At 42.3% G+C, this 14509-nt stretch carries 10 protein-coding genes; 7 read left to right on the top strand and 3 right to left on the bottom strand.

Annotated features, from left to right (window positions below; all coding sequences use genetic code 11):
- Window positions 1–8: 8 nt before the first annotated feature.
- The gene (locus AUJ82_05890; GenBank protein OIO59300.1) at window positions 9–2162 is read right to left on the bottom strand and encodes a hypothetical protein; all 2154 of its coding nucleotides are present in this window, start codon (window positions 2160–2162) and stop codon (window positions 9–11) included.
- 243 nt (window positions 2163–2405) lie between these two features.
- Between AUJ82_05890 and AUJ82_05885 the strand changes: the two genes are divergently transcribed.
- The 6 genes from AUJ82_05885 (at window position 2406) to AUJ82_05860 (ending at window position 11740) form a co-directional block, all read left to right on the top strand.
- Window positions 2406–3491 (top strand): hypothetical protein, encoded by a 1086-nt coding sequence (locus AUJ82_05885; protein ID OIO59299.1) that lies wholly within the window; start codon window positions 2406–2408, stop codon window positions 3489–3491.
- Window positions 3492–3501: 10 nt separating this feature from the next.
- Complete coding sequence (locus AUJ82_05880; GenBank protein OIO59298.1) at window positions 3502–5436, top strand: hypothetical protein; 1935 nt, start codon at window positions 3502–3504, stop codon at window positions 5434–5436.
- 2 nt (window positions 5437–5438) lie between these two features.
- Window positions 5439–6701, top strand: coding sequence for a two-component system response regulator (locus AUJ82_05875; GenBank protein OIO59297.1), 1263 nt, complete (start codon window positions 5439–5441; stop codon window positions 6699–6701).
- 16 nt (window positions 6702–6717) lie between these two features.
- Window positions 6718–8640, top strand: a complete 1923-nt coding sequence (locus AUJ82_05870) for a hypothetical protein (GenBank protein OIO59296.1) — start codon at window positions 6718–6720, stop codon at window positions 8638–8640.
- 58 nt (window positions 8641–8698) lie between these two features.
- Window positions 8699–10144: an isocitrate dehydrogenase gene (locus AUJ82_05865; protein ID OIO59420.1), complete on the top strand. Its 1446-nt coding sequence runs from the start codon at window positions 8699–8701 to the stop codon at window positions 10142–10144.
- 183 nt (window positions 10145–10327) lie between these two features.
- Window positions 10328–11740: a type I glutamate--ammonia ligase gene (locus AUJ82_05860; GenBank protein ID OIO59295.1), complete on the top strand. Its 1413-nt coding sequence runs from the start codon at window positions 10328–10330 to the stop codon at window positions 11738–11740.
- 58 nt (window positions 11741–11798) lie between these two features.
- Here the strand turns inward: AUJ82_05860 and AUJ82_05855 are convergent, their stop codons facing one another.
- On the bottom strand, window positions 11799–12887 hold the full coding sequence (locus AUJ82_05855; GenBank protein OIO59294.1) for an aminotransferase: 1089 nt from the start codon (window positions 12885–12887) through the stop codon (window positions 11799–11801).
- A gap of 86 nt (window positions 12888–12973) precedes the next feature.
- Between AUJ82_05855 and AUJ82_05850 the strand changes: the two genes are divergently transcribed.
- Complete coding sequence (locus AUJ82_05850) at window positions 12974–14194, top strand: tetraacyldisaccharide 4'-kinase (GenBank protein ID OIO59293.1); 1221 nt, start codon at window positions 12974–12976, stop codon at window positions 14192–14194.
- A 13-nt stretch (window positions 14195–14207) separates the two neighbouring features.
- Here the strand turns inward: AUJ82_05850 and AUJ82_05845 are convergent, their stop codons facing one another.
- On the bottom strand, window positions 14208–14423 hold the full coding sequence (locus AUJ82_05845; GenBank protein OIO59292.1) for a hypothetical protein: 216 nt from the start codon (window positions 14421–14423) through the stop codon (window positions 14208–14210).
- Between the last annotated feature and the right edge of the window lie 86 nt (window positions 14424–14509).

Raw genomic sequence — 14509 nt, 5'->3', positions numbered from 1 at the left:
AACCAGTATTAATCTTCTTTGGTTTCTTTCTTACGCTCTGTTTGGCGGATTTGTTGAGGAGAGTGCCCCTCTTGTATACTGAATGGGTCAATGATTAAGGCGATGGTGCCGTCTCCCAGAATTGCGCCACCTGATATGCCCTTGATGTTTTGCATGATAGAGCCCAAGTTCTTGATGACAATTTCGCGCTTACCTATCATTTCATCTACAAATATACAGAACGGAGTCAGTGAATTTTCCATAATGATCAATATACCCTCTGTGAGGTTGGTCACCTGAGAAGGGATAGAAAATCGTTGATGTAATCGTATAATGGGAATCGTTTGCCCTCTTAAATTGAGCACTTCTGTTTTTCCCTGTATGGTAGATATGTTTTCTTTTGTAGGTCTCAGGGCGACCTTTACAGATGTGGTGGGAAGAATAAAACGATCACCTCCCACACGCACAATCAACCCATCAATAATCGCGGTTGTTAAGGGCAGCTTTATTTTAAATACAGTACCCTTGCCCTTTTCAGACTCGATTTCGATTCGCCCGTGCAATTGCTCTATGTTTTTGCGAACGACGTCCATACCAACGCCTCTTCCGGAAACAGTGGTGATTTTATTTGCTGTTGAAAACCCGGGCATAAAAATAAGTTGATAAATTTCCTGTGTGCTTAAGTCATGATCATCCGCGATTAATTTCTTTTCTTTACCGATTCTCAGTATTTTTTCATGATCAATTCCACGCCCGTCATCTTCGATTTCGATGACAATACTGCTTCCTTGGTGGTACGCGGTGAGATAAAAATTACCGGTTTCGGATTTTCCAGCTTCTAATCTTTCCTCAGGTGATTCCAGGCCGTGATCAATACTGTTACGAACCATGTGTATGAGCGGGTCGCTGATTTGCTCCACAACGTTTCTATCCAGTTCAGTTTCCTCTCCGCTTAGGTGGCACTGTACCCTTTTTTGAAATGTTTGCGCTAGATCTCGTACAACACGATTTATTTTTTGAAAAGTAGGCCTAATGGGCACCATGCGTAAGGACATAGATGTATGTTGCAGTTCTTTTGTAATACGGCTTAACTGCCCCATGTTTCTCGTCAACGGGTTATTGTTGCGGTTCGCTTTTAAGTTTACAGATGTTTCTAACTGGCTATGAGCAATTACTAATTCACCGACGGTATCCAACAGATTGTCTAGTTTGGCTGTATTTACCCGTATCGTTAGACTATCAATCATGCTTCGGGTTAGCCCTTGGGTATGCCCGGATTTGCCCTTTCGCTCAAAGGGTTGATTACTGTTTGCAAGAGGTCTTGCTTCACTTATAGATCCTTTAATAGACGAAGGGGTTAGAGGATTCCCCAAAGCATTTTTTATAATTTTTTTGATTTTAGTAATGGTATGCTTTACCGGAACAATTTCTGAAGGAAATTTACTGTGATTGAGGGCAATTTTGACCTGTTCTACTAAACTCTCGATCTTGTCCTTGCTCTCTAAAATTAAAGTGATGGCTTCCGGTCCAAGATGAAGTTTTTCGTTTCTGGCGAGATCTAATAATGCCTCTACCTCGTGGGACAATGCTTGTATGGGAATCAAGTTCAAGAATCCGGCAACTCCTTTAATTGTATGAAAGGCTCTGAAGGTGCTATTTAGGCTATCATTGTCTTTAGGGCTATTATCTAAAATAATTAATGCAGATTCAGCCAACTGTAAATGCTCTCTAGCCTCATTCTGAAATTCGATGAGAATTTCCCGATCAGTCTCAACATCGATCTCCATCAAGCAATCTTCAAAAATCGAATTGTCTTTTTCATCAAGCCTATTTGAAAAGCTGTTATTGGGTTCTTGGAGTGGAGGAAAACTTTTGCTGACCGAACGGTAAGTGTCCAGTTCGTTTAATGCGTAAAAAGCCCAGGAAACAAAGTCTCTAACATAATCAATCGTTTCTTGGGTAAACGAGTTGGCGGTGTCCAAATGATTATCTAAGACTTTTTTGACATTCAAGGCACCCTCATACAAAGCGGCATTTAGTTCCTTTGTCTCACAGAGTTCTTTTATAAAGGAATAAATGGGAACAAGCCCTTCATCGCTATTCGGATGAGCCAATACGAGCTCAATTGCAATGCCATTGATCAACTGCTCAATGCCAAAAAGTTCAGAAGTTTTAGAGATCATTGCGCTGGGGTTTTGTGCAGTGGGTATACTGTATTATTTTTTAACAGCATTTAAGATTTAGGTCAAGTAGTGTGTGAGTCTTGCAGGAAAACTTAATTTAAAAAGAATATTTTTGAATTTGATTTCCGTATCACAGATACATATAAATTGGATTGTAGTAATGTTTTACATACCTCAAACCCCACAGCTTAGTAAATACTTGAGCTACTTCCTGTGTACACAAAAAGATTTTATATTTGGCCAATGAAATTATCGAGCCAAATAAAAGTACTTGTCATAGGTGACTCTCCGATCATCTGCCAAACTATTAAGCGGTTATTGGCGCTTGATCAAAGAATTGGTGCTGTTCGCACGGCGACAAACTGCTTGAATGCACGGGATAAGATTGTAGGATTTTGCCCCGACGTCATATTATTGGATCTTGATATGCCAAACAAGGATTCGATTAACTTGTTGCGATCCTTGTCTGCTGAGTATCCTGTACCAACGCTTGTTATGATTTCGCAAGGCACAAGCGATTTCCAGTCGGCTAAACAAGCACTCGACTTAGGAGCGATTGGATTGATTGAAAAGCCAGAAAAAGAAATATTTATCGATCAAGTATCCTCGACAATTCTTACTGAAATAATAGCCGCTTATAATAATGCCAAATTTATTAATCGGACTTCTAGGCCTGTGCTAAATAGGCTTGAAGACACTTCAGCTAAGCCTTTTTATAAAAAGAAATCCCCAGATAGTACAAACGCGAAGACTAAAATTATTTTTATTGGAGCCTCTACGGGCGGTACTGAAGCTCTCAGGATTGTATTTAATGATTTACCGCCGAAGATTCCCCCAATTTGTGTTGTGCAACATTTGGGTGCGAAATTTTCGGACGCCTTTGCACGCAGACTTAATGAAATCTATCCGTTTGAAGTATTAGAAGCAAAGCATGGAGATCTGGTACTTCCTGATCGCGTGCTCATTGCGCCAGGCGGTTTCCATATGGAGATCGAGATGAGTCAACGGGGGCAATATTACATAAGGCTTAATGAAGGGCCAAAAATTTGGCACCAAAGGCCTTCAGTGGATATATTGTTTCATTCCGCGGCCAAAACTATAGGCAAAAACGCGATCGGTGTCATTATGACAGGTATGGGGCAAGATGGTGCGGAAGGCCTCTTAGCTATGAAAAACGCGGGAGCCAGAACCATAGCCCAAGACCAGGACAGCTGTATTGTTTACGGCATGCCCAAGGTTGCCAAGGAACGAGGCGCAGTCGATATTGTTGTTCCCCTCGCAAAAATTGCTTCCGTTTTACAGGCATATTGTTCTAAAGTAGACGCTTAACTATTACCCCATGGAACTTAATACAATTGCTTCCCAAAAATTTGAATTTTGCCAATTTGTTTTATCAGATAATGGCATTGTTGAAATTGCTGAAAATGAATTTGCCCACGAAATTGGGTTTACATTGGAGTACTTGAACGGAAAACATATTAAGGATATTCTTTCGATGATATGTCACCAGTGGGCAAAACTATTACCAGAAGATTTTTTTAAGGAGCCCTCTAATCATCTTTTCCTTCCGTTTTACAATGAAGAAGGCGAACAGTTGCCTTACGGCATGGCATTGCGCTCATTGATGCATGGTCAAAAAATTTATGCCACATTATCGCCACACATTTACGAAAAAGATCTTCTGGAAATAAAATCGATAAATGAGTTACCCACCCAAGCTGAAATTGTTACCCAATTATTTCTTAAACTGCAGGCTGCCGAAAGCCGCTTAAATAACTATGTTCGAAATTTCCCCGGTGTCTTTTTTGTTCAACGTCCGGATCTTTCGTTTAGCTATATTTCGCCTACATTCTCAAAAATAGCGGGTACGGATATTAATTTAAAAAGTTGTACCTGGTTTATTAACCTCATTCATGAAGAAGACGTAGATTATTATATTAAAGAGACGGAAAAAAATTCCAAAATTAATAAGCCATTTAGTGTCTCATATCGTTTGAGAAACCCAGAAACAGGCTCCATCGCGTACGTCTTGGATATTCGCACGCCCCAAATTTCTCCTCATGGTATATTAATCGAATACGATGGTATATGGGTTGATAATACCCGCCAGGCCATTGCGGAAAGCAGCCTTTCCAGTAGCGCGTGGAAAACAACGCTTGCTACGATTACTAACGGTTTGGTGCACGATTTTAGTAATATTATGGCCGGCATCTTTTCTATCAGCGAGCTCTATTTCTCGACAATAGAGGAAGGTAACCCGATGTTTAAAGGCCTTCGCCAAATAAAAAAGAATGCACTTGATGCGCAGCAAATCGTCCAACGGATTATCGAACTCAATAGAAAACAAAGTAATTCGCGAAACTATTACGATGCCGAGCAGCTCATCCGTGAGCAATTGGATTTAATAAGGATTATTCTTCCCCGGCATATTCAGTTGCATACAGAGTTTTCAGGAGAAGAACTGCCTATCTATACCGACGATGTCCTATTCCGACAAACGATCCTTAATCTTGCCATGAATGCTAGCCACGCTCTCGGTAACAAGCATGGAAAAGTTTCTATTAAAATTCGCCGTATTAAAGCGGGTGAAACAATGTATGGAGGAACTTTAGCGGGTCCTAGAATTGCGAAATGCGAGGGAGTTGAGATTTCGTTTTCGGATACAGGTTTTGGAATTCCATTGGATCACTTAAATAAAATTTTCCATCCATTTTTCTCTACCAAAGAAGCAACAAAAGGTTCCGGCTTTGGTTTGTATAATGCAAAGTTATATGTCGAAAGCAATGGTGGCTTTATTGACGTACAGAGCGTGCCCAATGAGAAAACGACGTTCTATATTTTTCTGCCTTTAGCTGATTTAGGGGAAGATGATAGCGCTAGTGATGCAGATCACTGTCTTATAGAATCCAGGCCAGCTTTACTTGCTTATGCCTTTCAAGACCCCAGTGAGCTTGAAATAATAGAGCACGTTCGGCAAGAAGGCTGGGGGATTGTCTGCTTTCAGAGCCCTGCTGAAGTGATTAAATATATGGCGGAAACGCGAACCCTGCCTCACGTATTTTTAGCCATAAGCATAACAAATGACCCAAATATTCAAGACTTGCTTGAGCACTTTAAGAAATGTTATCCTGAAGTGCGTAGGACCTTAAGTATTATTGGTAGTAACCCCGAAGAAATCCCCTCAGCAATCAAAGATTCTGTCACGTTCTTTTTTACACAAAATACGAAGCTACAACAAATTATCGATTCCCTAAATATCCTTGTTAAAAAATAAATATGAATAGCCATCACCCCCTTCCAATTCTTGTTTTGGACGATGATGAGATTATCCGGGTCGCAATCCAGGAAACCCTTAAAATTGAAGGTTATAACGTTATTCCGGTTGATACAGCCGAAAAGGCTTTTGAAAATCTGAAAAGCCAGCCCTTCTCTGTTATTATATCAGACCAGCAAATGCCAGTTATGACCGGTCTTGAATTTCTTGCTAAAGCGAAAGAAATACAACCTAACGCTGCGCGTATCCTGATTACAGGGGTTCTCACGCTTAAAACCATTATTGATGCTGTGAACAAAGGCGAAATTTTCCGTTTCCTTGCCAAGCCCTGGGTGCGCGAAGAATTGCTTGCTACCATCAAAAACGCTGTGCAACGCAATGAACTCCTGACTCAGAACCAGCGCCTGCAGGAAGAAACCAGTCGCCTCAACGAAGAGCTCGCAAGGGCCAATGCGGAGTTAAAAAAACAGGTTGTTGATCTTGCTGACAATAATAAGGAGTTGGATGAGGCTCACGAAGTGCTTCATAAGAATTTTCAACAATCAGTCGAGCTGTGTTTTCGAATTTTAAGCACTTTTCACCCTATCTTAGGCAAACAAACCAAGACAATTGTAGATATCTGCAAATTGCTATCAGATTCTGATTATTTGGATGATGATGAAAAACGCGTCCTGCAAATTAGTTCTTGGCTTCATAATATTGGCCTTATCGGTATACGAAGAGATGTGGTTAATCGTTCCGTGCAGCATCCGTCTTCATTGGAGCCGCATGAGCTGGCGTTGATAAAAAACCACCCGATTTACGGGCAAACGTTTGCCGGTTTTGTTGATAAATTTGAATCTGTTGGCATTACTATACGTGCGCACCATGAGCGTTGGGATGGTTCCGGTTACCCTGATGGACTTGCGGCTGAAAATATCCCTAAACCGGCACGGCTTCTGGCGGTTGCAGTCTTTTATGTTGAATCCGGCCTATCTCGACAAGATGCGGTGGATGAAATACTGAGGCTTTCTGATAAAGCATTTGAACCTGAGGCAGCGAGACTTTTCCTTAAGGTTACTCATCTCGTTAAATTACCGCCTAAAGTAAAAGAGATCTTATTGTCCGAGCTCACTCCAGGCATGGTTTTAGCGCAAGGAATACATACTCCAAATGGAGTATTATTGCTCCCCGAAAACCATATGCTTGATCTTGTTACCCTGAGAAAACTTCGGGAACACAATCTTGTAGAGCCTATCCCTGAACGTATTCTTACTTACTACTAACTCTGTTACAATTCTCATGGAAAACGCAAAAGTACTTATTGTTGAGGATGAACCCAATTCTGTAAAAATTCTCAGTGCCATCTTGAAGAAGATTGGTTGCGAGGTACTTGATCATGCGAGTTCAGGGAAAGACGCTATTCATATGTTGCGGACCCATGAGCCAGACATTATTATGATGGATATTTCCATCCAGGGCCCCATGGATGGTATTGAAACGGCATCAGAGATTCATAAGCGCAAGAATATACCGATCATCTACCTCACCGCGTCTTCCAGCCAAAGAACGTTTGAGCGCGCAAAACTCACAGATCCCTTTGGTTATATTATTAAACCGTTTACCGAGCAAAATGTCTCCGTAGCGCTTGAGCTCGGTTTGTTTAAAGCAAATTTATATAAAAGTCTTCAAGCAAGTGAGCAACGTCTTTCCGTTACCCTTGAAGCGCTCCATGATGCTATTATTTCTACTGATCTCGATGGTAATATTACGTATATAAACCCAGCTGCGGCATCTCTCCTGAGAAAAGACGCTTCCGATATAAAAGGTAAGCGTGTGGGAGATGTCCTTCATCTCTATCACCGTGTTTCACAAAAGAAAATTGAAAATCCACTTAAAATAGCAATCGTGGATTCTAAACTTTTTGACACCTCTCAGCCATTCGTTCTTCGCTCTGCAAATGAAGATGAACGGTACGTCTACTTTTCAAAATCTATTCTTTACGATCGCGATGACGATGTTAAGAACGGTTATGTTTTGCTTTTAAAAGACTGCACATCGCAGTACCACTCAGAAAAGCGCATTCGGATGATGGCAGCAGCCCTGGAAAGTATTGATGAAGCTGTTATTATCACAAATGTAAATTTTTCAGGCGATATGCCGACTTTGATCTATGTGAACGAGTGTTTTGCTCAGATTACGGGATACTCGAAAGATGAAGTGATCGGTAAGTCGATCGATATTCTCTGTGGTGAAAAAACAAATCCTGATTTAACGACCAAAATAGCTCGTAATGCTAACTTCGAAGGCGAATATGTAAACTACCAAAAAAACGGAGACGAATTTTTTGCACTCTGGAGTTCTGCCAGCGTCTACTCCTTCGATGGTAACCTCATCCATAACGTTTATACCGTTAGAGACGTTACCCAAATTCGAAAAATGGAAGAGAGCATCAGTCGTTCCCAAAAAGTGGAAGCGATTGGCCGCCTTGCTGGAGGAGTTGCTCATGATTTTAATAACCTCCTGGCTGTTATCTCTGCCTATGCCGAACTCTTGAACTTGAAGCTACCTCCGGAGGACCCCCTGCTCAAATATAGCAACAATATCCTCGATGCTGCAAAAAAAGGCACACAGCTTGTTGCGCAGCTAATGACATTTTCTCGCAGAGAACCCAAGTCCCTTCAGGAGATCGATCTTGCAAAAGCAGTTACGGGCACAAAAGACATGCTACAGCGTGTTTTTCCCCACAATGTTACTTTAGAAACAAACATTGAAGAACCCATCCCTACTATTTATGCCGAGCCTGGCCATATCGACCAAATTTTACTCAACTTATCTGTAAATTCTCGAGATGCCATGCCCAAAGGAGGGATTATCACCTTCAATATAAAGCAAATTGATGCTCATCGAGAAAAATTAAATTCGAGACCTCCCAGTGTGGCAAAGTATGTTCTGCTCTCAGTTTCTGATAATGGTACCGGCATCGATGAGGCGACAAAAAAGCACATTTTTGACCCCTTCTTCACCACTAAGGCAATCGGAGAGGGTACCGGACTTGGGTTATCCACTGTGTACGGCATTGTTAAACAGTGCAAAGGCTATATAGAAGTGGAAAGCGAATTGGGTAAGGGTACTACGTTTAATGTGTTCTTTCCGATTCTTTCCAAAGAAGTTCTCATGGCAAGCCGGCAAGAAGAGATATCTTCAGATACTCAATCCGCTTAATAGCTTGACTTCCTAACCTCGTTTTATGGATTCTGTTACTATGAATAATAATCTTACCATGACTAAAACACCCATAACAGTTGCAAAGGGCGACGGTATCGGCCCAGAAATTATGGATGCTACGCTTCATATACTGAAAGAAGCGGGTGCCCAATTAGACATTACTAATATTAAAATAGGCGAGGAAATGTATCTTCAGGGAAACGCTTCCGGTGTTGAACCCAGTGCTTGGGATATCCTCCGCGCGAACAAAGTTTTCCTTAAAGCTCCTATCACGACACCTCAAGGTGGGGGATATAAAAGTTTGAACGTGACAACGCGTAAAACATTCGGTCTCTATGCTAACGTTCGTCCTTGTGTTTCTTATTTCCCGTTCGTTCACACAAAGCACCCGAATATGGACGTTGTTGTAGTTCGTGAAAATGAAGAGGATCTTTATGCGGGCATCGAGCACCAGCAAACACCGGATGTTGTTCAGTGCCTCAAGCTGATCACCCGTCCGGGCACAGAGCGCATTGTCCGATACGCTTTTGAATATGCTGTTTCCAATAATCGTAAGAAAGTAACCTGTTTTACGAAAGATAACATCATGAAGATGGCAGATGGCCTCTTCCGCAAGATTTTTGAAGAAATAGGAGAGGAATACCCGCAAATCGAAAAGGAACACTGGATTGTGGATATCGGAGCCGCAAAACTGGCAGATACACCGGAAATTTTCGATGTCCTTGTTCTGCCTAATCTGTATGGTGATATTTTAAGCGATGTCGCGGCTCAAATAGCAGGTTCCGTTGGCCTGGCAGGTTCTGCAAACATTGGAGAGCATTTTTCTATGTTTGAGGCTATTCATGGTTCAGCTCCAAGACGCGCTGGGCAAAACTTAGCGAACCCGTCTGGTCTTTTCCTGGGCTCTATTATGATGTTGCTTCATATCAACCAACGCGAAGTCGCTGAACGGGCTCACAATGCGTGGCTAAAAACCATTGAAGATGGCATTCACACCTACGATATCTACAACGAATCCGTCAGTAAGCAAAAGGTCGGCACGAAAGAGTTTGCGCAAGCTGTTGTTGCTCGGCTAGGCCAAAAACCAGAAACACTGCATCCGGTTACTTACACCACAACAAGTTCAGCTCAAATTGAGCACCACAAAGTCTCGGTTTCGGTACCAACGGATAAAAAGCTTATTGGTGTGGATGTCTTTGTGGAATTCCATGAATCGCCTGAAAAATTAGCCGAACTCATGAAATCTTGCCAAGATGGAAAACTCAACCTTTCGCTTGTTGCTACTCGTGGTATGACCGTCTGGCCAACGTTTAGTCCGGAGACCTTATGTGGAGACCACTATGCCTGCCGTTTTGTGATGGCAGAAGGTCATGAATGCACTCACAGGCGCGTTATTGATTTGCTCAGCAGGCTCGATGACAAAAAGGTAGACTTCATTAAAACCGAACACCTATGTACTTTTGATGGCAAAGAAGCCTTCACTAAGGCGCAAGGCGAGTAGGGGCTTTTTATTTACTACTACAAATTTCAGCGGGCGCTTATGAGTGCCCGCTTTTTTTGTGTTTTCTTGGTTAATGTAAATTTCTGCAGATCCAAAATCATTTTATTTCCCAACGAAAATTGAATTTGCCTCATTACCCCAACTATGTTCTATAATAAATGAGCAAACCCATTCCCCTATTTTATGCACGCAAAAGAAATTATAGCACGCGCCAAAGCTGATAACGTAAAAGTCGTAGATCTCAAATTTTGTGATATTCATGGTTCCTGGCACCATTTCACAGTCCCTGTTTCTGAGCTCACGGAAACCGCTTTTAAAGACGGTTTTGGTTTCGATGGATCCTCCATTCGTGGATGGAAAGGCATTGAGGCTTCCGATATGCTTGTTCTTCCTGATCCGGAAACAGCTTTTGTAGACCCCTTTGTAGAGGTTAATACATTGAGCATCATTTGTGATATTGAAGATCCTATCACAAGAGAGCCCTATGACCGCTCGCCTCGTGGCATTGCGAAAAAAGCTCAGGAATACCTAAAATCAACCGGTTTTGCGGATACTGCTTATTTTGGCCCAGAATCTGAATTCTTTATCTTTGATGATGTTCGCTATGCATCTGATGACCACCATTCTTTTTATGCAGTGGATTCAGAAGAAGGTGCTTGGGGAACGGCAGGTGACGATGGTTTCTCTAATCTTGCTTACAAAATTCGTAATAAAGGGGGCTACATGCCTGTCCCGCCATCAGATAAACTGATGGATATCCGTAACGAAATGGTCCTCACCATGATTGAGCTGGGTATGAATATCGAGCGTCAACACCACGAGGTTGCTACAGCAGGCCAATGTGAGATTGATCTTCGTTATGATACGCTCCTCAAAATGGCAGACCACATGTGCCTTTATAAGTATATTGTCAAAAATGTCGCCTATCAGCATGGCAAAACGGCTACATTTATGCCAAAGCCAATTTTTGGAGACAATGGTTCGGGCATGCACATCCATATGTCTTTCTGGAAAAAGAATAAAACAATTATGGCTGGGGATGGCTATGCAGGCCTCAGTAAAGAAGCCATCTGGATGATAGGGGGTATCCTTAAACACGCTTCGGCTCTATGCGCAATTTGTAACCCGACTAACAATAGCTATAAGCGACTTGTACCCGGATATGAGGCTCCGGTAACGCTGGCTTATTCAGCAAGAAACCGTTCAGCTATTTGCCGTATCCCCACTTACGAAAATAGCCCAAAATCAAAGCGCATCGAGTTTCGTTGTCCGGATCCTTCTGCTAACCCTTATCTCGCTTATTCAGCTCTCATGATGGCAGCACTTGATGGTATCGACAATAAAATTGATCCCGGTGAACCGATGGACAAAAATCTATACGATCTTCCCCCCGAAGAAGCTAAACAGCTTAATTTTGTTCCGGACTCGCTTCGTGGTTCCCTAGAAGCACTTCAAGCCGATCACGCTTTCCTTACCAAGGGAGAGGTTTTTACCGAGGACTTCATCCACAACTTTATTGAGCTGAAAATGAAGGAATATGATGCTATACGTCTACGGCCGCACCCGTATGAGTACAACCTATATTACGATATTTAGGGCGCACGCATAAAACGTATTCTCTGATTTGATTTGGACAGAGGCTTGGGGAAGTTTGCTATCTAACCGCAACAAACTCGTGAATCAAGCCCTCTATTTGACTTAATAAAGTGTCAATCGTCTCATCGGTCTCGTCTCCCATATTAGATATCCGAAACGCTTTTCCTTTCAGTTTACCGTAGCCGGTATCAATCACGCACTGGTAGCGTTCTTTCAAGGCTTTGTTTAATGCGACAATATCAATCTCTCGTATGTTCTTTATACAATTTAAGCCAATTGAGCCATATTTTTCATCTTCAGGGAATAGTTCAAACCCATTTCGCTTTACCCAATCACGCACTGCATGGTTCAACCGTTTATGGCGAGCATAACGATTTTCAAGCCCTTCTTCAAAAATATCATCTAGCTTTGATTCCAGGCCGTAAATAAGGGATATATTTGGTGTGCTCGGCGTCATGCCTTTTTCGTGGTTTTTATGGAATTCAAGAAAATCAAAATAATAGCCACGCCCGCTAATCGTCTCAGCTTTCTTTAATGCTCGTTGAGAAACAGAGAACAGAGCTATTCCGGGGGGTAAAGCTAATGCCTTTTGTGAGCCTGCTAAAATGACATCAATGCCCAGATTGTCTTTTTCAATGGCTTGTACGGTGAACGAGCTTACGGTGTCCACAATACTCATCACTTCAGGGAATTCTCTGACGACAGCCATGATTTCCGCTAGTGGGTTCATGGTACCAGTTGAAGTCTCGTTATGGATAAGCGTGATTGCGTCATACTCGCCTGTTTGAAGGGCTTTGCGTACGTCTTCCGGTTTTACGGCCGTTCCCCATTCGTATTGTAGTTTTCCTGCGTCTAGCCCACATCGTAGGCTCACCTCATGCCATTTGTCTGAAAAAGCTCCGCTCATGCAGTTTAGTACTTTTTTCCGACACAAATTCCTGACAGCTGATTCCATCACACCCCATGAGCTACTCGTGCTAATGTAAACGGGGTCTTTTGTATAATACAATGCTTGCAACTTCGGCTGCATTTTTTGGTATAATTGCACAAAGTCTGGACTTCTGTGGCCTACCAGTGGCTTTGCCATTGCTTGATATGTTTTTGGGGAGACTGCTATTGGGCCAGGTATGAAAAGCTTGTAATACATTACTTAAAGTTCTAAAATTTACATGTTAATTTATAACACCTCTATCTCGGCCTACGTTTGCAACGGTTAGCCTCAAACAAAGATATATGATTTCGTGGCTCAATAGTAAATGGGAAAATTTCGAGCAGTTCGTGACGGATGTCATCTACGACAGGCGCGAACCTACATTTGCTATTCATTGCTTTTCTACCTTTCTTCGATCCCTTTCAACGCTTTTCCGAGGCATTGTCCAATTCCGCTACCTTTTATACAGAAAAGGCATATTTAGATCACGCCCATTGGGCTGTCTGGTTGTTGTGGTGGGTAATTTAACAGTCGGGGGTACCGGAAAGACACCTGTTGTGGAAAAATTTGCTCGCAGTCTTCAAGAACAAGGTAGGCGAGTTGCTATCCTCAGTCGAGGTTACAAAAGTCGTTCCGATTCACTTGCTAAAAAATGCTATCGCTGGTTTACGTCCAAAGATCCCGTTCCGCCTAAAATTGTCAGTGATGGTCATTCTGTTCTCCTTGACTCTGATGTCGCGGGTGATGAGCCCTATATGCTGGCGCGCAACCTCCCGGGGGTGATTGTCCTCGTGGATAAAAATCGAGTCAAGGCCGGCCTTTATGCGATCCAGAAATTTGGGGCGGATACGCTTATTCTCGATGATGGTTTTCAATATCTGCCCCTTCGTGGCCGTTTAAACCTTCTTCTGATTGATAAAACCAATCCATTCGGTAATCGCCATCTCCTTCCTCGAGGTATTCTCCGAGAACCCATTCGGCACCTAAAACGGGCTTCTTACATTTTTCTAACAAAATCAGACGGTACGCCAGACGAAGCGCTAAACGCCACTATCCGCAAGTATAATTCGTCTGTAGATCTTATTGAGTGTACGCACAAACCGCGTTATTTTTGCTCTGTCTCTAGTGGCGAGCGCCTGGAGCTATCTGCTCTAAAAGGGAAGCGGGTAGGCACGTTCAGTGGAATTGCTGTTCCGGAAAGTTTTGAGAAATTTTTTAAATCCATCGGCATTCAGCTTTCCTATACAAAGCGTTTTATAGACCACCACCGCTTTTCATACGAAGAACTCGAGCATATATTTATAGAGGCCAAGGAGGCTGGCATAGAAGCTATAGTGACTACCGAAAAGGATGCAGTTCGCATTCCTCATTTTTTTAAGGCTGATATACCGTTTTACTATCTACGTATGGAAATCGATATCTTAGATGGTGCTAGCGATTTCGAACAGGCAGTTGCCAAAATCTGTTTCCCAAAAAACGAGCGGCCTATTACGCGTTCTCCGTTTAAAGTTGGAAAAGTTTAAACGGAAGCTGAACTTACCGTTTTCTCCAATTATACAACCCGTAAGCGTTCACGAGCATGAGTGCTCCCATGAATAACGCAATACCAAAAAGGCTGTGGAGAAGAGCCACTATCATTAGTGCTACATTACTGACCAAGCAAACGGTGAATCCGTGTATATTCTTGCGTGTAATCATGAAGACACCAGCAATTCCTAAAAGACTCCCTATCCACTCTATCATACTAATCATAACAATCAGGATCAAATTGTCCTGATTTAGCTAACCTAATCTCACCGAAACGATTAATCAAGATGAAGTTAAGTTAGCCAGAAAAG

The sequence above is a fragment of the Verrucomicrobia bacterium CG1_02_43_26 genome (assembly GCA_001872735.1).
GTDB lineage: Bacteria > Verrucomicrobiota > Verrucomicrobiia > Opitutales > CG1-02-43-26 > CG1-02-43-26.
The sequence above is the reverse complement of the archived record's forward strand: the minus strand, read 5'-3'. Positions and strand labels throughout refer to the sequence as shown.